Here is a 19,603-nt window from a genome sequence, read left to right as displayed (position 1 = left end):
ATTTCCGGAGGAAACCGGAGTGGATATGATGACAACGACCTCCAACTCCGGCGGCGACATGCCCTCGCCCGTGCGGGTGAACAACGAAGGGCCGAAAGTACTGCGGGCCGGTTTCATTCCGCTCGTCGATGCATCGGTGCTGATTGCGGCGGCGGAATTCGGCTTCGCGCGGAAGGAAGGCCTGACGCTCGATCTCGTCAAGGACGTCTCCTGGGCGAATGTGCGCGACCGCCTGGCATTCCGCCAGTTCGACATTGCCCACATGCTGTCGCCGATGCCGGTGGCCTCCATGCTCGGTCTCGGCTCCAATCCCTCGCCGACGATCACGCCGTTTTCGCTGGGGCGCGGCGGCAATGCGATTACGCTGTCGACGCGGCTCTTCGACAGGATGCGGGATGACGCGGGATTGCAGGAAACGGCAAGCGCGCTCGACAATGCCCGCGCCCTGGCAAAAACATTGGCGGCAATGAGGGCGCGCGGCGAGCCGCTGCCGACTTTCGGGGTCACCTATCCCTTCTCCTCGCACAATTACGAATTCCGCTACTGGCTGGCAGCCGGCGGCATCGATCCCGACAAGGACGTCAAGCTTGTCGTGGTGCCGCCGCCCATGACTTCGGATGCTCTGGCAGCCGGTGCGATCGACGGTTTCTGCGTCGGCGCGCCGTGGAACATGGTCGCTTCGGAGCGCGGCGTCGGCCGCATCGTCGCCGCCAAGCAGGACATCTGGCCGTCGGCGCCGGAAAAGGTAATCGGCATGCGGCCGGACTGGGCGGAAAGCCATCCGGAAACCATTTCCCGGCTGATCGTGGCACTCGACGCGGCAGCCCGCTGGTGCGACCGGCCGGAAAATCACGACGCGCTGGCAGCAGCTCTTGCCGACCCGCGCTATATCGCTGCCCCCGTCGAGATCATTCGCCGTGTACTCGCCGGCGAATTCAGCCTCGACGCAAAAGGCAACCGCCGCATCATCACCGATTATTTCATGTTCCATTCCGGCTTCGCCAATTATCCCCGGCCAAGCCATGCGCTGTGGATTTACAGCCAGATGATCCGCTGGGGACAGGCCGAGGTCAGCCTTAACATGGCAAGGGCCGCAGCATCCGCCTACCGCCCGGATCTCTATCGCACGGCTCTCGGTGACGACAACGCACCCGAAGATGCCGATATCCGCATCGAAGGCGGTGACGAGGGCGACCGTTTCATGGACGGCCACGTCTTCGACCCCGCGAGGCTGCCGGACTATGTCGCAGGTTTTGCCGTCAAAAGCGCTCTCCCCTTCGTTTGTAACGACGAGGTCTAACCGATGCCGGCCTGCACAAAACGCCAGCACGCATCTGCCCGCCTCACGACAAGCGCACAAATTATTTGCATGGCTGGGCGGCGGCCCGAAAAACAAGCAGCCGACGTATTTCATAAAACGTCATTTATATTCAGTGGCTTGCATGATGGACACCAAACTGGCACGCAGTTTGCATCGCCATTATTGCATCGGTCAATGGCGATCAGCGCAGCAAGAGTGGGCAATAGACGCTCACGGAAGACACAGAGATTACTCTTCAGATTGAAGAGGTAGGTTTTAATCTGAGCAATCTGGCCTAAGGATTGCGTCCAGGCAAATGGGCCAGAAGGCCACATATTCGGCGTCCAACGGCGGGCGCCACCAGCAAAGCCGCTGATCAGGATATTTCGCGCACCTCGTGTATGCGCGTCCTGACCAGCGGCTTTTTGTTTTAACCCTCAGCGATGGATCGGCACGACCTTGTCGGGCCCCGGAGAAGTTATGTCTGTCATCGAGAAAGCACAACCCATGTCGGCCGGCGAACCAGCCAAGGCATTGTGGATCTCCACTGTAGCCTTCACCCTCTGTTTTGCCGTGTGGACGATCTTCGCGATCATCGGCATTCGCATCAAGCAGGATCTCGGGCTGAACGAGGCCGAGTTCGGATTGCTGGTCGGCACCCCCGTCCTTACCGGTTCGCTCGTGCGCATCGTTCTTGGCATCTGGACCGGGCGCTACGGCGGCCGTCTCGTTTACACGCTCACCATGCTGGCCGCCGCATTGGCGACCTTCCTGCTCTCCTACGCCCAGACTTATACCCAAATGTTGATCGCCGGGCTCGGCGTCGGCCTCGCCGGCGGCTCCTTTGCGGTCGGTGTCGCCTATGTCTCGCCTTTCTTCCCGGCGGAAAAGCAGGGAACCGCGCTCGGCATCTTCGGTGCCGGCAATGTCGGCGCGGCTGTGACCAAATTCGCCGCCCCCTTCGTGTTGCTCGCATGGGGCTGGCAGGCGGTTGCCGAGATCTGGGCCGTCTGTCTGGCACTGATGGCAATCGTCTTCTGGTTCACCACGACCGATGATCCGGCCTACCGTCTCCGCCGCGAACGCCGCGCCGCCACCAAGAGTTTTGCCGAGGAATTCGCGCCGCTGCAGAACGTTCAGGTCTGGCGCTTTTCGCTCTACTATTTCTTCGCCTTCGGAGGCTTCGTCGCCCTGTCGCTGTGGCTGCCGCGCTACCTGGTCGGCGTCTATGGCTTCAACCTGGAAACTGCCGGCATGATCGCGGCCGCCTACTCCATCCCGGGCAGCATCTTCCGCGCCTTCGGCGGCGTACTGTCGGACAAGAAAGGCGCCCGCAGTGTGATGTACACGATGCTTGCCGTGTCGGCCGTCGCCACCCTCATTCTTTCGCTGCCGGCTGCTTCTGGGACCGGGACGAGTCCCGCGTTCGGCATCACCCCCGTCATCTTCATCGTCGTCATCTTCGTGCTCGGATTCTTCATGAGCCTCGGCAAGGCTGCCGTCTACAAGCACATTCCGGCCTACTACCCCGAAAACGTCGGCGCCGTCGGCGGCATCGTCGGGATGATGGGCGGTCTTGGCGGCTTCATCCTTCCGATCGCCTTTGGCCTCCTCAAGGACATGACCGGCCTTTGGTCCAGCTGTTTCCTGCTGCTCTTTGCAATCGTTGTGATCTCTCTCATCTGGATGCACCTGTCCGTCAAGCAACTGTCGCGCCAAGGGCACTCGGCGCCCGTGGCTGCAACCTGATCCAAGGACCTGGAAATATGACCGAAAAACTTGTCATCATCGGCAATGGCATGGCGCCCGGGCGCATGCTGGAGCACCTCTTCGAGCAGGCGCCGGGTCGCTATGAAGTTACGATCTTCAATGCCGAGCCGCGCGTCAATTACGACCGCATCATGCTGTCGCCGGTTCTCTCAGGAGAAAAGGACTACGAGCAGATCATCATTCACGGCGACGGCTGGTACATCAAGCATGGCATCATGCTCTACAAGGGCCACAAGATCGTCAACATCGATCGCGCCGCAAAGACCGTGACCTCCGACCACGGCGTCACCGAAAGCTACGACAAGCTGGTGATCGCAACCGGTTCCGTGCCCTTCATCATTCCCGTTCCCGGCAAGGATCTGCCCGGCGTCATCACCTATCGCGATCTCGACGACGTGCAGGCGATGCTGCTTGCCGCTCAGTCGCGCGAAAAGGCTGTCGTCATCGGCGGCGGCCTGCTTGGCCTCGAAGCAGCGGCCGGCCTTGCCCAGCGCGGCATGGACGTCACCGTGCTGCATGTCATGCCGACACTGATGGAGCGCCAGCTCGACCCCGCCGCCGGCTATCTGCTGCAGAAGGCAGTCGAGGAGCGCGGCATCAAGGTCATCTGCAAGGCCAATACCAAGGCGATCGTCGGGAATGGCAAGGTCGAGGGCATCGAACTTGACGACGGCCGCATCATCCCGGCAACGCTGGTCGTGATGGCCGTCGGCATTCGCCCCAGCGTCGGTCTGGCGAAAGACGCCGGCCTTGCCGTCAACCGCGGCATCGTCGTCGATTCCGGCATGCAGACCTCGGATGGCGATATTCTTGCACTCGGCGAGTGCGCCGAAGTCGGCGGCATGGTCTATGGCCTTGTTGCGCCGCTCTATGAAATGGCCCGTATCGCCGCCTCGCATCTCTCCGGCGATCGCTCGCCTTCCTTCGTTCATGCGGATACGCCGACCAAGCTCAAGGTCACCGGCATCGAGCTTTATTCACTCGGCGATTTCGCCGACGGCGACGACCGCGAGGAGATCGTGCTGCGCGATGCCAGCGCCGGCGTCTACAAGCGCTTGGTGCTGAAAGACAACAAGATCATCGGCACTGTGCTTTACGGCGAGACCGCCGACGGCGCCTGGTTCAATGACCTGAAAAAGAAGGCAACCGATATTTCGGAGATGCGCGAGACGCTGATCTTCGGACAGGCCTATCAGGGAGGGTCGCCGCTGGACCCTATGGCGGCCGTTGCAGCCTTGCCGGATGACGCGGAGATTTGTGGCTGCAACGGCGTATGCAAGGGCAAAATTACCTCGACGATTTCAGGCAAGGGGTTGACGTCGCTCGACGACGTGCGCGCCCACACGAAGGCATCCGCCTCCTGCGGCTCCTGCACCGGCCTCGTCGAACAACTCATGGCGCTGACGCTCGGCGACAGCTACAATCCGGCTGCGGTCCAGCCGATGTGCACCTGCACCGAACTCGGTCATGACGACGTTCGCCGGCTGATCAAGGCCAAGGGCCTGAAAAGCATCCCTGCCGTCATGCAGGAGCTCGAGTGGAAGACCTCCTGCGGCTGCGCCAAATGTCGGCCGGCGCTCAACTATTACCTCGTCTGCGACTGGCCGGATGAATATGCCGACGACTACCAGTCGCGGTTCATCAATGAGCGCGTGCACGCCAACATCCAGAAGGACGGTACCTACTCCGTCGTTCCACGCATGTGGGGCGGCGTCACCAATTCGAACGAGCTGCGCGCCATCGCCGATGTCGTCGACAAGTTCGAGATCCCAATGGTGAAGGTTACCGGCGGCCAGCGTATCGACCTGCTCGGCATCGAGAAGGAAGACCTGCCCGCCGTCTGGGCCGATCTCGGCAAGGCCGGTTTCGTCTCCGGCCAGGCTTATGCCAAGGGCCTGCGCACCGTGAAGACCTGCGTCGGCTCCGACTGGTGTCGATTCGGCACGCAGGATTCCACCGGCCTCGGTATCCGGATCGAAAGGTTCATGTGGGGCTCCTGGACGCCGGCCAAGTTGAAGATGGCCGTCTCCGGCTGCCCGCGCAACTGCGCGGAAGCAACCTGCAAGGACATCGGCGTGATCTGCGTGGATTCCGGCTTCGAGATCCATTTCGCCGGCGCGGCCGGTCTCGACATCAAGGGCACGGAGGTCCTTGGGCTTGTCCGAACCGAGGACGAGGCGCTGGAGCATATCGTGGCCCTGACGCAGATGTATCGCGAGCAGGCCCGTTATCTCGAGCGCATCTACAAATGGGCAAAGCGCATCGGCCTGGAAGAAATTCGCCGCCAGATCATGGGCGATGCCGAAAAGCGCAAAGCCTATTACGACCGCTTCGTCTTCTCCCAGAAATTTGCCCAGGTCGATCCCTGGTCGGAGCGTGTTTCCGGCAAGGACAAGCATGAGTTCAAGCCGATGGCGACAATCGGCTATCCCCAGGCTGCAGAATAAGGAGATGGACATGAACTGGCCCAATGAAAACTGGCATCCAATCGGTGACATCTCCGACATCCCGCTGCGCGGGGCGCGCTGCGTGAAGACGCCGCAGGGCAAGATCGCCGTCTTCCGCACGGCCGAAAACGAGGTCTTCGCCATCGAGGATCATTGCCCGCACAAGGGCGGCCCGCTCTCCCAGGGCATCGTCCATGCCAAGTCAGTTACCTGCCCGCTGCACAACTGGGTGATCTCACTGGAAACCGGCAAAGCGCTCGGCGCCGACGAAGGCGAAGTCCGGACGATACCGGTGCTGAACGAAGACGGCAGGCTGTTCATCGCCGTGGAAAGCCTGATGATGGCGGCGGAATAGATGGCGGTTGAGGTCAAGACCACCTGTCCCTATTGCGGTGTCGGCTGCGGCGTTCTCGCCTCGGTCGACGAGGCAGGCGCAGTCAGCGTCAAAGGAGATCCGGAGCATCCGTCGAATTTCGGCCGACTCTGCTCGAAGGGTTCAGCCCTTGCCGAAACCATCGATCTCGATGGCCGGCTTCTCCATCCCGAAATCGAAGGCGAACGGAGCGGCTGGGACGAGGCGCTTGATCTGGTCGCCCGCCGTTTTTCTGAAACGATCGCCGAACACGGGCCTGACGCCGTTGCCTTCTACGTCTCCGGCCAGTTGCTGACCGAGGATTACTATGTCGCCAACAAGCTGATGAAGGGCTTCATCGGCTCCGGCAATATCGACACCAATTCAAGGCTCTGCATGTCGTCTTCCGTGGCGGGGCATCGCCGCGCCTTTGGCGCCGATACGGTGCCCGGGACCTATGAGGATATCGAACTTGCGGATCTGGTGGTCCTGACCGGCTCCAACCTCGCCTGGTGTCATCCTGTCATCTACCAGCGGCTTGCCGCCGCAAAGACAGCGCGCCCAAACATGCGGATCGTCGTCATCGATCCGCGCCGGACGATGACCTGCGACATCGCCGACCTGCATCTCGCCATCCGTCCTGATGGCGACGTCGCGCTGTTCATGGGACTGCTTGCCCATCTCGCGACCAGTCCGGCAATCGACCAGAATTATATCGGCGCCCATACCGAAGGTTTCGGCGATGCTTTTGCGGCCGCCGCCGCGCTTGACATCAACGATCTTCTGGAACGGACCGGCCTGCCGGCTATGCAGATCAGGGAGTTCTTCCGCCTGTTCGAGACGACGCCGAAGGTCGTGACCTGCTACAGCCAGGGCGTCAACCAATCCTCCTCCGGCACCGACAAGGTCAATGCCATCCTCAACTGCCACCTGGCGACCGGCCGCATCGGCCGCCCCGGCATGGGACCGTTTTCGCTGACCGGCCAGCCGAACGCCATGGGCGGGCGCGAGGTCGGCGGTCTTGCCAATATGCTTGCCGCCCATATGGCGATCGAGAATGCCGAAGACCGGGATCGCGTGCAGCGCTTCTGGAACTCGCCCGTCATCGCCGCGAAGCCCGGCCAGAAGGCGGTCGACATGTTCCAAGCCGTGGCCGACGGACGCATCAAGGCGCTCTGGATCATGGCGACCAATCCCGTCGTCTCGATGCCGGATGCCGACAGCGTCGAAAGCGCGATCGCCGCCTGTCCCTTCGTCGTCGTCTCCGACATCCTGAAAGAGACGGATACGACCCGGCACGCAGATGTGCTTCTGCCCTCACTGGGCTGGGGCGAGAAGGACGGCACCGTCACCAATTCCGAACGGCGCATTTCAAGGCAACGACCGTTTCTCGACATCCCCGGCGATGCAAGGGCCGACTGGTGGCAGCTTGCGGAAGTCGGACGCCGCATGGGATTTGCCGAGGCCTTCGATTTTGATGCGCCGGCCGCAATCTTCGACGAACACGCCGCGCTTTCCGCCTTCGAAAATAACGGCAACCGCGATTTCGACATCGGCGCGCGCGCCGGCATGAGCGGCGGCGCCTATGACGAACTGTCGCCCTTTCAGTGGCCACAGGCGGCAGGGACAGAACCAAGCATCACCCGCTTCTTCGCCGAAGGTGGTTTCTTCCACCCCGATCGCAAGGCGCGCTTCGTCGCGGTCAAACCGCCCGCAACGGATCGCACCAATGCCGAGTACCCCTTTACGCTGAATACTGGGCGCATCCGCGACCAGTGGCACACGATGACGCGAACCGGAAAGAGCGCGCGGCTTTCCGCCCATATCGCCGAACCCTTTGCCGAAATCCATCCGCGCGACGCGATCGAGACCGGTATATCAAGTGCGGGCCTCGTCGAGATCGACAGCCCACACGGCAAGGTAATCGTCAGGGCGCTAGTCACCGATCGCCAGGCCCGCGGCGGCATCTTTGCGCCGATGCACTGGAACGACCAGTTCGCCGCAAGAGCACGGATCGACGCCGTGGTCGCGCCGGTAACGGACCCGATTTCCGGTCAACCGGCGTCGAAGAACGTTGCCGTCGCCGTCCGGCCGTTTCGCGCCACCCATTACGGTTTCGCCGTCTCCGCCACAAAACCTGCCACACCTGACGCCGCCTACTGGGCGCTGGCAAAAGCCGCCGGCGGCTGGCGGCTGGAGCTTGCCTTCGGCGAAAACGTCGAAGACTGGACGGCCTGGTGCCGCGCGGTTTTCGCCATTCCGGCCGAGATCGAACCGCTTGGTTATGCCGACCGGCAATCCGGCGACCTCAGGCTCGCCTTCTTCGATGGCGAGGTCCTGCTTGCGGCGCTATTTCTGGCACGCCAGCCCGTCGCCGTCGCGCGCAACTGGGCGATCTCGCAGCTCTCCGCCTCGCATGGCGACCTCAGGAAGCGCTTTGCGCTCGTTGCGGGTCGCCCCGGCGCAGGCAGGCCGGATCCAGGCGCCACCGTCTGCTCCTGCTTCAGTGTCGGGGTCAACCAGATCGCTGCTGCCGTGCGCGGCGGATGTCACAGCGTCGAGGCGGTCGGCAAGGAAACCAGCGCTGGAACCAATTGCGGCTCCTGCCGCAGCGAAATCGGCAGCGTCATCGATCGCTGTCTTGCCGCAGCCGCGGAGTGAACCGCGCAAAAGCAAGCAGGACGCGATCGGGGCACCTTCAGGCCGCGTTCGGGACGATCAGCATCCTGTGATCGGAGGAGATGCGGACCGAGATCTCGTCATAGGATGAGAGGGTCGGGTGCGGCGTCTTTATTTTTTGGTGATGTGTTGCCGTGATAACCATAACATCGGCACCCGCCGCCTCGCCCGCGGTGATGCCGGCTGCGACATCCTCGAACACCAGGCAATCCTGCGTGCTGACGCCGAGGCGCTCGGCGCCCAGAATATAACATTGCGGGTCGGGTTTTCCGACCTTCACGTCCTCCGCCGTTACCATGAATCTCGGCACCGGCAGGCCTGCCGCCTCCAGCCGCCGGCGAGCAAGGCGCAACGGCGAGGAGGTGACGATCGCCCAGCGATCCGGGGGCAGCGAGCTCAGGAACGTCGCGGCGCCGGGAATGGCCACGACGTCGCTGACATCGGCGATTTCGGCCTCGGTCACCAGCTTCGATTCATGTTCGGGATCAACTCCCGGCAGGTTCAGCCGGGCGATCGTGTCAATGCCGCGCGATCCATGCATCTTCGGCAAAAAAGTGGCGACGTCGAGCCCATGACGCCTTGCCCAGTCGCTCCAAACGCGCTCGGCTGCAAGGATAGAATTGAGGATAGTGCCGTCCATATCGAACAGGAAGGCGGCATAGGGCTTCTCGAAGCCGCGGGGCATCGGCATAGGCAAAAGGCTGAATCCTTCAGGGAAAGAGTCGGATGGTGGTCGCTATCGCGATGAGACGGCAAATCATTGGGTTTTGCAAGCTTTCGGGAATGGCGATGACGCCTCCCGATCGCCTTTGCCTAGAAAGCCGCAGTACCGGAGGTGACGATCAAGTCGCAGGAAAGCCGGAGGCCGATCGGGTCGTTGCACAGGTCATCGGCACCACCGGCGAGTTCCAGTGCGGCCGAAGCATCGGCGCGCAGGTAGGCCTGCGTAGCCGGATCGACGCGCATCGGAGCCGCAGTCCAGAGCGAGGGACGGCTGACGTCGATCGCTGAAATTTTAGCCTTGTCATTCCTGACGGCGTAGGAGGAGACCACAATGCCACTCATCGTCAAGGTGAGTGCAAGTACGATCTGGAAACCGAGTTCTGCGGCTTCGCGAAAGGAGATGAACATAGCGGCCTCATGCCACGGTTTTTTAGTATCTCCGCATGCAAGTAAGACATGCGCTGGCGCCGATCCAGCGACATCGCCCGTTAAGGTTTACGCATAACCATGCTGGTATGCCGCGAGGCTTGAATGCAGGTTTTTTCGGAACAATGATTCCATCAGGCAGTTACCCCTGGGTCATCCAAGATGAAAATCCAAGGAGGATATCCCATGTCTAAGTCCCTTATCGCCGTTTCGCTGCTTGCGATCGGCATGGCGTCGTCAGCCTTTGCCCAGTCGAACCCCGATCCAATCGGGCCGACGAATGGCGGCTCGACCGATCCGAGATCGGGTACCTATTCATCCGACTACACCAACGATGACAACGGCTTTCGTCCGGTACCTGTCTCGCCGGTCGATCCAATGACGACACAGAGCATTGGACGACCGCAGACGATGGAATGCCCCGGCATGCCGCAACAGATGTCCGGTGTCGACACGCGCGGCGGCCAGAGCGGCGCATCGATCAGCGAAGCCTGCCGCGAATACGACAACTAAGCGACAGACTGCTGCTCTCAGAAAAGGCCGGTTCACGCCGGCCTTTTTCATGTCGCCGACACCCGCCGGAGGAAACGAGGCCGGCCTCCGTGCCCGCAATGTCGATGTGCGCCAGGTCGTATTCTCGCGCCGTTGATCATTCCGCCGCATGCGGTGTCACCGGATGGTGACCCGCCAATGGCGGCCGCTCCCGCCAGCCGGTCACGCGGTTCACCAGCGTGAAATAAGCGCCATAGGGGAGCAGGCGTGCGAGCTTGAGCATGGTGGTGAAGCGCTTCGGAAACGTGATCTCGAAGGCCTGAGATTTCAACCCGGCGGCAATCTCCCGGGCGGCCTCCTCCACCGATACCAGAGCCGGCATCGGAAAGGCATTTTTACGCGTCGCCGGCGTATCGATGAAGCCCGGACTGACGAGCTGGATGCGGATGCCCATCTTGTCGAGATCGAATTTCAGGCTTTCGGCCATGTTGATCAGCGCCGCCTTGGTCGCGCCATAGGCGGCCCCCGTCGGCAAGCCGCCATAGCCGGTGACGGAGGAAACGATGGCGATCTGTCCCTGCCCTTTCGCCTTCATATGGCGGATCGCCGGCAGCAGGCAGTTGACGACGCCGGAGAGGTTGACGGCAAAGCTCTTCTCGAAATCGGCGCGGTTCAGATCCTCGGCATGAACAGGCAGGTAGACGTCGGCATTGAGGATCGCCATGGCGAGCGTGCCGTGCTCGTATTCGATCGAGGCCATGACATGTTCCATGTCCTCGGCATCGGTGACGTCGCCGTCGAGCACAATGATACTGCCCGAAAGGCCATTGGCCTCGGCTTGCAGTTCGACCAGCTTTTCGTGGCTTCTGGCGGTGACGGCGACTTTGTATCCTTCGCCGGCGAGCTTTAACGCAAGCGCCCTGCCGATGCCTGAACTTGCGCCCGAAAGCCAGACGATTCCATGTTCGGGATGGGCAATGAAATCACGCATGACATGTTCCTCCGGGCTGCCTGATCAATGCGAAAACAGGTCCGGAAGTTCCTCAACCCCTCCGGATTTACGGCTCTATCACATCATTGTGGCTGCTTTCAGCCGATCAGGTCGCCGATCATCTGACGAAAGGATCCGGTGAGCTTGACCGGTCCGTCCGAGACCGCAAAGGCGATGCACGGCCTGTCCTTTTCGGCAATCGGCCGGTGGTCGACCATCTCGTCGGCGATGGAGATGTCGCCGGGACCGAAATGGCCGCGTTCATCGTTGAAGGCGCCGTCGAGAATGAGGATCAGTTCCATGCCTTTATGGGTGTGCGCCGGCAAGGCGCGGCCAGGCCGGATCCACATCAGGCTGACCTCGCAGCCGTCCATGTCGAGCGAATATTCCTTAAAACCGGGCAACCGCCGGCGCCAGGGCACATCCTCGGCCTCGAAACCCAAGAGGGCGCGCAACGCTTGCGGAAACAGCGCGTTTTCCGGTCGCGCGGCCGTCCGTGGCGCCGGGATGGAAGACGCAGAGGAAAAGATGGCCGCAAGCCGCCCCTCGCGATCGGCAATGGCGGCTTCGGGCGCGTTTTTCAGAGCTTCGCCTGCCAGCAGCTCGAGGCTGTTCACCAGGCTGCGATTGTCCGGTTTCATTTCGAGATGAGCCTGGACCAGCACACGCGCCGGCTCGGGCAAGGAGCCGGCAACATAATGCGCCATCAATGCATCAATCGTGTCGATTTGCTCGTGAACCATGTCGGTTTCGGTCACGCCCTGTTGCCGCGCTCCGTTTTCGCTTTGTCGTCATCCGTACGGGGAAAGTCAATCTTCGGATCACCCCTCACACGACGGGATTGCGGGCTGTGCGTCATTTCGGGGGAGGAAAGCAAATTTTATCGTGTCCGCCAGAGGCGTGGAATAGCATTTCTTGCCAACTCAGCCTTGTGAAGGGAAAAGACCGTTCCTAAAGTAAGAGTTCGAATAGAGGCAGATTCCATGACCTTCCACCCTTCCGTCCTCGAAGCCATCGGCAACACGCCCCTGATCAAACTCAAGGGCGCCTCAGAGATGACCGGCTGCACCATTCTCGGCAAGGCGGAGTTCCTGAACCCCGGCCAGTCGGTAAAGGATCGCGCCGCGCTCTACATCATTCGGGACGCAGAGCGGAAGGGATTGCTTCGCCCGGGCGGCGTCATCGTCGAGGGTACGGCCGGCAATACCGGCATCGGGCTGACGCTGGTCGCCAAGGCGCTCGGTTATCGCACCGTCATCGTCATCCCGGAAACGCAGAGCCAGGAAAAGAAAGACGCCCTGAAGCTGCTCGGCGCAGAACTCGTCGAAGTGCCCGCCGTTCCCTACAAGAACCCGAACAACTACGTGAAGGTATCCGGGCGGCTGGCAGAGCAGCTGGCGAAGACCGAGCCGAACGGGGCGATCTGGGCAAACCAGTTCGACAACGTCGCCAACCGTCAGGCGCATGTCGAAACGACCGCCAGAGAAATCTGGAAAGACACCGACGGCAAGGTCGACGGCTTCATCTGCTCCGTCGGCTCCGGCGGCACGCTGGCCGGAGTGGCTGCCGGCCTCAAGGCTTTCAAGGCAGACGTCAAAATCGGCATCGCCGATCCCGACGGCGCCGCACTCTATGAATTCTACCAGAACGGCACGCTGAAATCCGAGGGATCCTCGATCACCGAGGGCATCGGCCAGGGTCGCATCACCGCCAATCTCGAGGGTTTCACGCCTGACTATGCCTACCGGATCCCGGATGCCGAAGCGCTTCCCTATCTCTTCGACCTCGTCGAGAACGAGGGCCTCTGCCTCGGCGGCTCGACAGCGATCAACATTGCCGGCGCGGTCAATCTCGCCCGGGATCTCGGACCTGGTCACACGGTGGTGACGATCCTCTGCGATTACGGCAATCGCTATCAGTCAAAACTCTTTAACCCTGATTTCCTGGCGTCGAAGGGACTGCCCGTTCCGGGCTGGATGGCCAAGTCGCCCGATATCCACGTTCCCTACGAGCCCGTGTGAGACCCCATGCCCGTCAATGCCCTCTACCGCGACGACTTCTATCTCTCGACGTGCGAGGCGATCGTCACCGCCGTTCACGAAGACGGGGGCATCGAACTGGACCAGACCTGCTTCTATGCAACATCGGGCGGCCAACCTGGCGACACCGGCCTGCTCGAACGGGCCGACGGCACCAAGATCGCGCTTGGCCAGACGAAGCATGGTCCAAGCAAAGATGTCATCATCCATGTGCCGCTCGAAAAAGAGCCGCGGCCTGTGGTCGGCGAGACGCTGGTGCTGCACGTCGACTGGCCGCGCCGCTACAGGCTGATGCGCATGCACACGGCCTGCCACCTGCTTTCCGTCGTCTGCTCCTATCCGATCACCGGGGCTGCTGTCGGCGAGGAGGAAAGCCGCGTCGACTTCGACATGATCGAGACGATCGACAAGGACGCGGTGACGGCCAAGCTGATGGAACTGGTCGAGCAGAACCATCCGGTCACTCTGCAATGGATCACCGACGAGGAGCTCGTGGCCAATCCCGACATCGTCAAATCGAAGAACGTGCGCCCGCCGATGGGCCTTGGGCGCGTCAGCCTCGTCTGCATCGGCGAGAACTCCTCGATTGACAGCCAACCCTGCGGCGGCACACATGTTTCCGAGACTCAGGAAGTCGGCCAGATCCATATCGCCAAAATCGAGAAGAAGGGCAAAGAGAACCGGCGCTTCCGCATCCGCTTCGGCACGCCCGGCGACGAAGCCTGACCATCAAGGGAGACCATCATGAGTGAGACCAAGAGCCGTTTCGTCGTTTCGGCCGACTGGCTGCAGTCCGAGCTCGGCAAAGCCGACCTGCGCGTGCTGGACGCCTCCTTCTATCTGCCGGCGCAGAAGCGCGATGCCGATGCCGAATATGCGGCCGGCCATATTCCCGGCGCCATCCGCTTCGATCAGGACAAGATCGCCGACCATTCCACATCGCTGCCGCACACGATCCCCTCGCCCGATTATTTCGCCGCCGAAGTCGGTCGGCTCGGCATCAGCGAGAATGATCGGATCGTCGTCTATGACGGTATCGGCCTGTTCGCCTCGCCGCGCGTCTGGTGGCTGTTCCGGGTGATGGGCGCGAAAAACGTCTTCGTGCTCGATGGCGGTCTCGACGGATGGAAGGCCGAGGGCCGTCCGCTGGAAACCGCAGCACCCAATCTTGCATCGGCGACCTTTACGCCGAATTTCGACGAAAGCCGCGTGGTGACGCTCGATAGGATGCGCGATATCGTCTCCAGTGGCGCGATGCAGATCGCCGATGCCCGCAGCGCCGGCCGCTTCGCAGCCGTCGAACCCGAGCCGCGCGCCGGCATGCGTTCCGGCCATATGCCCGGCGCCCGCAGCCTGCCCTCCGGCGTCTTTGCCAGCCAGGGCCGTTTCAAGTCGCTGCCCGAACTCAAGCAGACGATCGAGGATGCCGGCATCGATCTTTCCAAGCCTGTCGTCACCTCCTGCGGCTCGGGAATCACCGCCGCGATCATCACGCTGGCGCTGGAATCGCTCGGCCATCAGGATAACAAGCTTTATGACGGCTCGTGGAGCGAATGGGGCAGCCGTGACGATACGCCCATCGTCACCGGTCCGCCGACGCCGGTCAAAGCCTGATCGCCATGGGGAAGACACCCGCTTCGCTGAAAGCTCACATCACCCGGCTCGAAATGACGGCGCCGCCGAAGGCGAGCATGCCGGTGCCCGTCAATATCCAGACGGCGATCATGCGCGCTCCCGAGATCCCATTGCCCTTCTACCGGTATCTCTACCGGCAGGTGGGTGCGCGATGGCAATGGGTGGATCGGTTGCGCATGAGCGACGAGCAGCTTGCCGAGACACTGAACGACAAGCGCAACAATATCAGCGTTCTCTACGTGAACGGCGCGCCCGCCGGCTTCTACGAATATTTCTGCGAAGACGAGGATATGATCGAGCTCAGCCATTTCGGGCTGATCGAACATGCGCTCGGTCTGGGCATCGGCAAATGGTTCCTGCTGCAGGCGCTCTATGCCATCTGGTCGCTCAATCCGAAGCGGGTCACAACCACCACCAACAATCTCGACCATCCGCGCGCGCTGCAGCTCTACCAGATGTACGGCTTCTCCCCCGTCTCGACCGGCACCGGCATCGTCCGGCCTCTCAGCGACAAGGAGCTTCTGGAGATTGCGCGGAAAAGCTGACGGCTTTTTCCCGACGTAAGTGGAGACGACTAACGCTGCGTCAGGCTGTTCGGGCGGCGCGGGTCGTTGCGGCGCTCGAAATCGAGCGTGCGGCCCGACTGTTCCTTCAGTTCCGCCACTTCCCGCCGCAGAGCCCTGAGCTCTTCCAGTATTTCCGCATTCTGTTGCGCCAGCAGCGCGAGATCGACGTCGGCCAAGGGGCTTCTCCTTTCGCCTGCAGCGTTCGGACAGAAGATACCTGGATTTTCGCTCTTCGGCGATCTCATATCGAGAAGCAGGCAAGAATCGGGTGGCTCGCGCGCTCGTCCAGGTGCATTTCATGGCAATACAAAGGAGATCTATCATGACCGCCATTCGTTTTGTTGCCATGCCGACGACCGACGCCGAACGCCTCTGGAGCGGCGGCCGCGACGCCTATGACAGACTGCCCGAGACGATCGTCTCCGATGGTCCCGGTCATCCCTGCCGCCATTGCCTTCAGAATATCGATGCCGGCGAGGAGTTGCTGGTCTTCGCCTACCGGCCCTTCCCGGAGCTGCAGCCCTATGCCGAAACCGGCCCGGTCTTCCTGCACAAGCAGCGTTGCGCACGCTACGGCGCCGAAGAGATCATACCGCCGGTGTTGACGACGAGCCGCGACTTCATCGTCCGCGGCTATAGCGAGAACGACCGCATCGTCTACGGCACCGGCGCGGTGACTGAGATCGGCGATATTCCAGCCTATGGCGAGGAGCTGCTGGCCCGGCCTGATATCGCCTATGTGCATGTGCGCTCTGCACGCAACAACTGTTTCCAGTGCCGGATCGACAAGGTAAAGGCGCCGGCCCTAGCGGAGAACGGCGCCTTCTGACCTATAGCCAGGTACTTACGCTACGTTCAGCACGCTCTCCGGCGCGAAGGCCTCGTAGCCTAGCGCTTCGGCGACCGGCTTGCTGGTGATGCGACCCTTGTGCACGTTGAGGCCGTTCCTCAGATGCCTGTCTTCGGCAATGGCGCGCAGGCCGCGGTCGGCAAGCGCCAGGCCATGAACCAACGTGGCGTTGTTGAGCGCGTGCGCCGAGGTGACCGGTACAGCGCCCGGCATATTGGCAACGCAATAATGCACGACGCCGTCGACTTCGTAAGTCGGATCGGAATGGGTCGTCGCATGCGAGGTCTCGAAGCAGCCGCCCTGGTCGATGGCGACGTCGACGATGACGGAGCCCTTCTTCATGCCGGAAAGCATCTCGCGGGTGACGAGCTTCGGAGCGGCAGCGCCTGGAATCAGCACGGCGCCGATAATGAGATCGGCCGAGAAGACTTCCTCCTCCAGCGCCTGGATGCTGGAATAACGGGTGTGAATGCGGCCTGCGAAGATATCGTCAAGCTGGCGCAGGCGCGGCAGCGACTTGTCGAGGATGCTGACATCGGCTCCGAGGCCGGCGGCCATCCTGGCGGCATGCAGGCCGACGACGCCGCCGCCGATGACTGCGACCTTGGCCGGCAACACGCCGGGTACGCCGCCGAGCAGGACGCCGAGGCCGCCATTGGCCTTCTGCAGCGCGGTCGCTCCCGCCTGGATCGACAGGCGTCCGGCGACCTCCGACATCGGCGCCAGCAACGGCAGGCCGCCGCGCTCGTCAGTCACCGTCTCATAGGCGATCGCGGTGACGCCGGAGGCGATGAGACCCTTGGTCTGTTCGGGATCCGGCGCAAGATGCAGATAGGTGTAGAGAAGCTGGCCGTCACGAAGCTGCGCCCATTCGCCAGGCTGCGGCTCCTTCACCTTGACGATCATGTCGCACTTTTCGAAGATATCCTTGGCGGAGGCGGCGATCTTCGCGCCAGCCGCGGCATAGGCAGCATCATCAGCGCCGATACCGACGCCTGCCTTGGTCTCCACCCAGACCTCGTGGCCGTGGGCAACATATTCTCGCACCGAAGCCGGCGTCAGGCCGACGCGATATTCATGATTCTTGATTTCCTTCGGGCAACCGACACGCATGCGCGTTCCTCTCATTTTATCTCCGCGGCCGCGGATTTTTCAGATGAGGAATCCAACCATCAAGACAGTGAAATGTCCTTGCAAAGACGATTTGCGGAGACGCGATTTTTCGGCGATTATTGCATTCATCCTATCTTTTTCGAAGGTTCTTCGAATGGCTGATCTCGACACCATCGATCTTGCGATTCTGCGGGCATTGCAGACCAATGCCCGCATCACCAATGCCGAGCTTGCCGAAAGGATCGGATTGTCGCCTTCGGCCTGTTCGCGCCGGCTCGACATCTTGGAAAGAAGCGGCGTCATCGGCGGCTACCATGCGCGGCTTTCACACAAGGCGCTCGACTACAAGATGATCGCCATCGTGCATATCTCGCTCTCCGGCCAGTTCGCCAAGACGCTGGCGGAATTCGAGGCAGCAGTGAAGCTCTGCCCGAACGTGCTCGTCTGTTACCTGATGTCGGGCGAATACGACTATATCTTGCGCGTTGCCGCCCGCGACCTCGAGGACTATGAGCGGATCCACCGCGACTGGCTGTCGGCCCTGCCCCACGTCGTCAAGATCAATTCCAGCTTCGCGCTCAGAGAAATCATCGACAAGCCGAATGTCGGGCTTTGAGGCCTTGCATCTTCGCCGAAAGCCTGCCCAGACTTTTCACGCTCGCGGGCGTTTCCCGCTCATTGGCACGTCATGACTTCGAAGACCCAAGGCTATATTTTCGTTCTGCTGGCGCTCACCATCTTTTCACTGCAGGACGCCATCTCGAAACATCTGGCGACGGCCTATCCGCCGATCTTCGTGACGATGATCCGCTATTGGGCCTTTGCGGTTTTCACGATCATCCTCGCGTCGAAGATGCGCGGCGGTATCAAGGCGACGGCCCGCACCAAACGCCCCTTCCTGCAGGTGACGCGCGGCGTTCTGCTTGCAGTCCAGGTGGTTCTGGCCATCACCTGCTTTGCCGTAATCGGCCTTGCCCGTTCACAGGCGATCTTTTCCGCAACGCCGATCCTGATCGCGCTGCTGGCGATGCCGATCCTCGGCGAGCGGGTCGGCTGGCGGCGGTGGTCAGCGATCGGCGCCGGACTGTTCGGGGTGCTGCTGATCCTGAAGCCGGAAGGCGAATTTTTCGACGTGAAGCTGCTTCTCGCCGTCATTTCCTGCTTCAACTTCGCCTTCTACGTCATCGCCACCCGTCTGGTCAGCCGCGACGATTCGTCGATGACCAGCTTCTTCTATACCGGCGTCGTCGGCGGCGTCACGATGACGCTCATCGGACCGTTCTACTGGAGCTGGATGGCGCCGGGCGACTGGGGCTGGATGGCGCTCGTCTGCATGACCAGCATTTCCAGCCATTATTTCCTGATCCGCGCCTACGATGTTCTCGATGCCGCCGCCGTCCAGCCGCTGACCTATCTGTCACTTGTCTACGCTTCTATCTTCGGCATGGTGATCTATGGCGAAACGCTCAGCTTCAACATGATCGTCGGCTCGGCGATCGTGGTCGCCGCCGGCATCTTTACGGTCTGGCGCGAACATGTGGTGGGACGCAGAGCCACGGCTGCCAATTGACGTTTCACTGCAATTTTAGCCAAGCCTCTAAAACCATTTCAATTTTCCGGCGCTATGCTCCCCGGCAATACCAAGGGAGACAGTATGACCCGCAACTTGAAAATCACGGCCCGGAAGGCCGACCGGAAAAACTGCCGCGTGTTCGGCCATGTCAAATACCTGAACAGCCAGGTGGATGCCCGCATCCTCAACCTATCGCCTACCGGTGCGGCCCTGGAGATGAAGGGGCCGCTCCACGCCGCTTCCGGCAGCAAAGTGCGCATCGAGGCCGAAAACCTCGGGCTGCTCGAAGGCATCATCCGCTGGAAGCACAATGGCCGCGTCGGCATCCAGTTCGACGTGAATTCGAATGCGCGGGCGCAGATCTCCTCCTATTTCCGCTTTTTCCATAAGGAGATGCGGCCGGTACTGGCAGTACGCCCGCTGGTTAGAACCGCCGTCAACGTCGAGCGGACGCCTCAGTTAACAACATCGACGCCAAACTCGTAAGGTTGCCCGGCCTTTGCGTCGAAGGAGCGGCTGAGATCGCTCCAGCGGCTGCGGTTGACACTGGCGCCGAGGATGACCGCGCCTTGCGTTTGCGGCAGCCTGGCACCGGGTGACTGCACTATAAATTGCATTTTGGAGCCATGACGCTTTTCCGGCGGATT

The 19,603-nt window shown here is 61.6% G+C and carries 20 protein-coding genes; 14 read left to right on the top strand and 6 right to left on the bottom strand.

The window, feature by feature from the left end; genetic code table 11:
- Positions 1 to 19: 19 nt before the first annotated feature.
- The 5 genes from ACIPSK_RS02270 to ACIPSK_RS02250 all read left to right on the top strand — a co-directional run bounded on the left by ACIPSK_RS02270 (position 20) and on the right by ACIPSK_RS02250 (position 8,530).
- The gene (locus ACIPSK_RS02270) at positions 20 to 1,300 is read left to right on the top strand and encodes a CmpA/NrtA family ABC transporter substrate-binding protein (RefSeq protein ID WP_170258151.1); all 1,281 of its coding nucleotides are present in this window, start codon (positions 20 to 22) and stop codon (positions 1,298 to 1,300) included.
- Positions 1,301 to 1,780: 480 nt separating this feature from the next.
- Entirely contained in the window at positions 1,781 to 3,049 is a 1,269-nt protein-coding gene (locus tag ACIPSK_RS02265) for an MFS transporter (RefSeq protein ID WP_162118435.1), read from the top strand.
- A gap of 17 nt (positions 3,050 to 3,066) precedes the next feature.
- Complete coding sequence (gene nirB, locus ACIPSK_RS02260; RefSeq protein WP_162118434.1) at positions 3,067 to 5,517, top strand: nitrite reductase large subunit NirB; 2,451 nt, start codon at positions 3,067 to 3,069, stop codon at positions 5,515 to 5,517.
- Between the two features lie 4 nt (positions 5,518 to 5,521).
- Complete coding sequence (gene nirD / locus ACIPSK_RS02255) at positions 5,522 to 5,872, top strand: nitrite reductase small subunit NirD (protein WP_026154121.1); 351 nt, start codon at positions 5,522 to 5,524, stop codon at positions 5,870 to 5,872.
- The gene (locus ACIPSK_RS02250; RefSeq protein WP_162118433.1) at positions 5,873 to 8,530 is read left to right on the top strand and encodes a nitrate reductase; all 2,658 of its coding nucleotides are present in this window, start codon (positions 5,873 to 5,875) and stop codon (positions 8,528 to 8,530) included.
- 37 nt (positions 8,531 to 8,567) lie between these two features.
- Here ACIPSK_RS02250 and ACIPSK_RS02245 read toward each other — a convergent pair whose 3' ends face one another.
- Complete coding sequence (locus ACIPSK_RS02245; protein ID WP_162118432.1) at positions 8,568 to 9,245, bottom strand: HAD family hydrolase; 678 nt, start codon at positions 9,243 to 9,245, stop codon at positions 8,568 to 8,570.
- A 116-nt stretch (positions 9,246 to 9,361) separates the two neighbouring features.
- Positions 9,362 to 9,679, bottom strand: a complete 318-nt coding sequence (locus ACIPSK_RS02240; RefSeq protein WP_162118431.1) for a hypothetical protein — start codon at positions 9,677 to 9,679, stop codon at positions 9,362 to 9,364.
- A gap of 204 nt (positions 9,680 to 9,883) precedes the next feature.
- Here ACIPSK_RS02240 and ACIPSK_RS02235 point away from each other — a divergent pair, with 204 nt between their 5' ends.
- Complete coding sequence (locus ACIPSK_RS02235) at positions 9,884 to 10,210, top strand: hypothetical protein (RefSeq protein WP_017963997.1); 327 nt, start codon at positions 9,884 to 9,886, stop codon at positions 10,208 to 10,210.
- A gap of 136 nt (positions 10,211 to 10,346) precedes the next feature.
- Here the strand turns inward: ACIPSK_RS02235 and ACIPSK_RS02230 are convergent, their stop codons facing one another.
- Complete coding sequence (locus ACIPSK_RS02230) at positions 10,347 to 11,180, bottom strand: SDR family NAD(P)-dependent oxidoreductase (protein ID WP_162118430.1); 834 nt, start codon at positions 11,178 to 11,180, stop codon at positions 10,347 to 10,349.
- 98 nt (positions 11,181 to 11,278) lie between these two features.
- Positions 11,279 to 11,938, bottom strand: coding sequence for a ChrR family anti-sigma-E factor (locus ACIPSK_RS02225; RefSeq protein ID WP_348642940.1), 660 nt, complete (start codon positions 11,936 to 11,938; stop codon positions 11,279 to 11,281).
- Between the two features lie 225 nt (positions 11,939 to 12,163).
- On the opposite strand from ACIPSK_RS02225, the gene ACIPSK_RS02220 reads away from it, so the two are divergent.
- From ACIPSK_RS02220 to ACIPSK_RS02205, 4 genes are read left to right on the top strand one after another with little or no spacing between them, the layout of a single operon-like run.
- Positions 12,164 to 13,201, top strand: a complete 1,038-nt coding sequence (locus ACIPSK_RS02220) for a cysteine synthase A (RefSeq protein WP_162118428.1) — start codon at positions 12,164 to 12,166, stop codon at positions 13,199 to 13,201.
- Between the two features lie 6 nt (positions 13,202 to 13,207).
- The gene (locus ACIPSK_RS02215) at positions 13,208 to 13,945 is read left to right on the top strand and encodes an alanyl-tRNA editing protein (RefSeq protein WP_162118427.1); all 738 of its coding nucleotides are present in this window, start codon (positions 13,208 to 13,210) and stop codon (positions 13,943 to 13,945) included.
- A gap of 18 nt (positions 13,946 to 13,963) precedes the next feature.
- Entirely contained in the window at positions 13,964 to 14,833 is an 870-nt protein-coding gene (sseA, locus tag ACIPSK_RS02210) for a 3-mercaptopyruvate sulfurtransferase (RefSeq protein WP_162118426.1), read from the top strand.
- A gap of 5 nt (positions 14,834 to 14,838) precedes the next feature.
- Entirely contained in the window at positions 14,839 to 15,399 is a 561-nt protein-coding gene (locus tag ACIPSK_RS02205) for a GNAT family N-acetyltransferase (RefSeq protein WP_017963991.1), read from the top strand.
- Positions 15,400 to 15,428: 29 nt separating this feature from the next.
- Here the strand turns inward: ACIPSK_RS02205 and ACIPSK_RS02200 are convergent, their stop codons facing one another.
- Positions 15,429 to 15,665: a hypothetical protein gene (locus ACIPSK_RS02200; protein WP_170280521.1), complete on the bottom strand. Its 237-nt coding sequence runs from the start codon at positions 15,663 to 15,665 to the stop codon at positions 15,429 to 15,431.
- A 77-nt stretch (positions 15,666 to 15,742) separates the two neighbouring features.
- Between ACIPSK_RS02200 and ACIPSK_RS02195 the strand changes: the two genes are divergently transcribed.
- Complete coding sequence (locus ACIPSK_RS02195; RefSeq protein WP_017963989.1) at positions 15,743 to 16,249, top strand: DUF1203 domain-containing protein; 507 nt, start codon at positions 15,743 to 15,745, stop codon at positions 16,247 to 16,249.
- A 15-nt stretch (positions 16,250 to 16,264) separates the two neighbouring features.
- On the opposite strand, the gene ald is transcribed toward ACIPSK_RS02195, so the two are convergent.
- Positions 16,265 to 17,383 (bottom strand): alanine dehydrogenase, encoded by a 1,119-nt coding sequence (gene ald, locus ACIPSK_RS02190; RefSeq protein ID WP_162118467.1) that lies wholly within the window; start codon positions 17,381 to 17,383, stop codon positions 16,265 to 16,267.
- Between the two features lie 154 nt (positions 17,384 to 17,537).
- On the opposite strand from ald, the gene ACIPSK_RS02185 reads away from it, so the two are divergent.
- The 3 genes from ACIPSK_RS02185 to ACIPSK_RS02175 all read left to right on the top strand — a co-directional run bounded on the left by ACIPSK_RS02185 (position 17,538) and on the right by ACIPSK_RS02175 (position 19,442).
- Positions 17,538 to 17,999, top strand: a complete 462-nt coding sequence (locus ACIPSK_RS02185; protein WP_017963987.1) for an Lrp/AsnC family transcriptional regulator — start codon at positions 17,538 to 17,540, stop codon at positions 17,997 to 17,999.
- Positions 18,000 to 18,071: 72 nt separating this feature from the next.
- Complete coding sequence (locus tag ACIPSK_RS02180; protein WP_162118425.1) at positions 18,072 to 18,953, top strand: DMT family transporter; 882 nt, start codon at positions 18,072 to 18,074, stop codon at positions 18,951 to 18,953.
- A gap of 84 nt (positions 18,954 to 19,037) precedes the next feature.
- Positions 19,038 to 19,442, top strand: a complete 405-nt coding sequence (locus ACIPSK_RS02175; protein ID WP_446532627.1) for a PilZ domain-containing protein — start codon at positions 19,038 to 19,040, stop codon at positions 19,440 to 19,442.
- Positions 19,443 to 19,603 lie beyond the last annotated feature (161 nt).

It is taken from the genome of Rhizobium sp. LARHSG275 (assembly GCF_052871115.1).
Note: the sequence above shows the minus strand (reverse complement) of the source record. Positions and strands in the feature narration are given on the sequence as shown.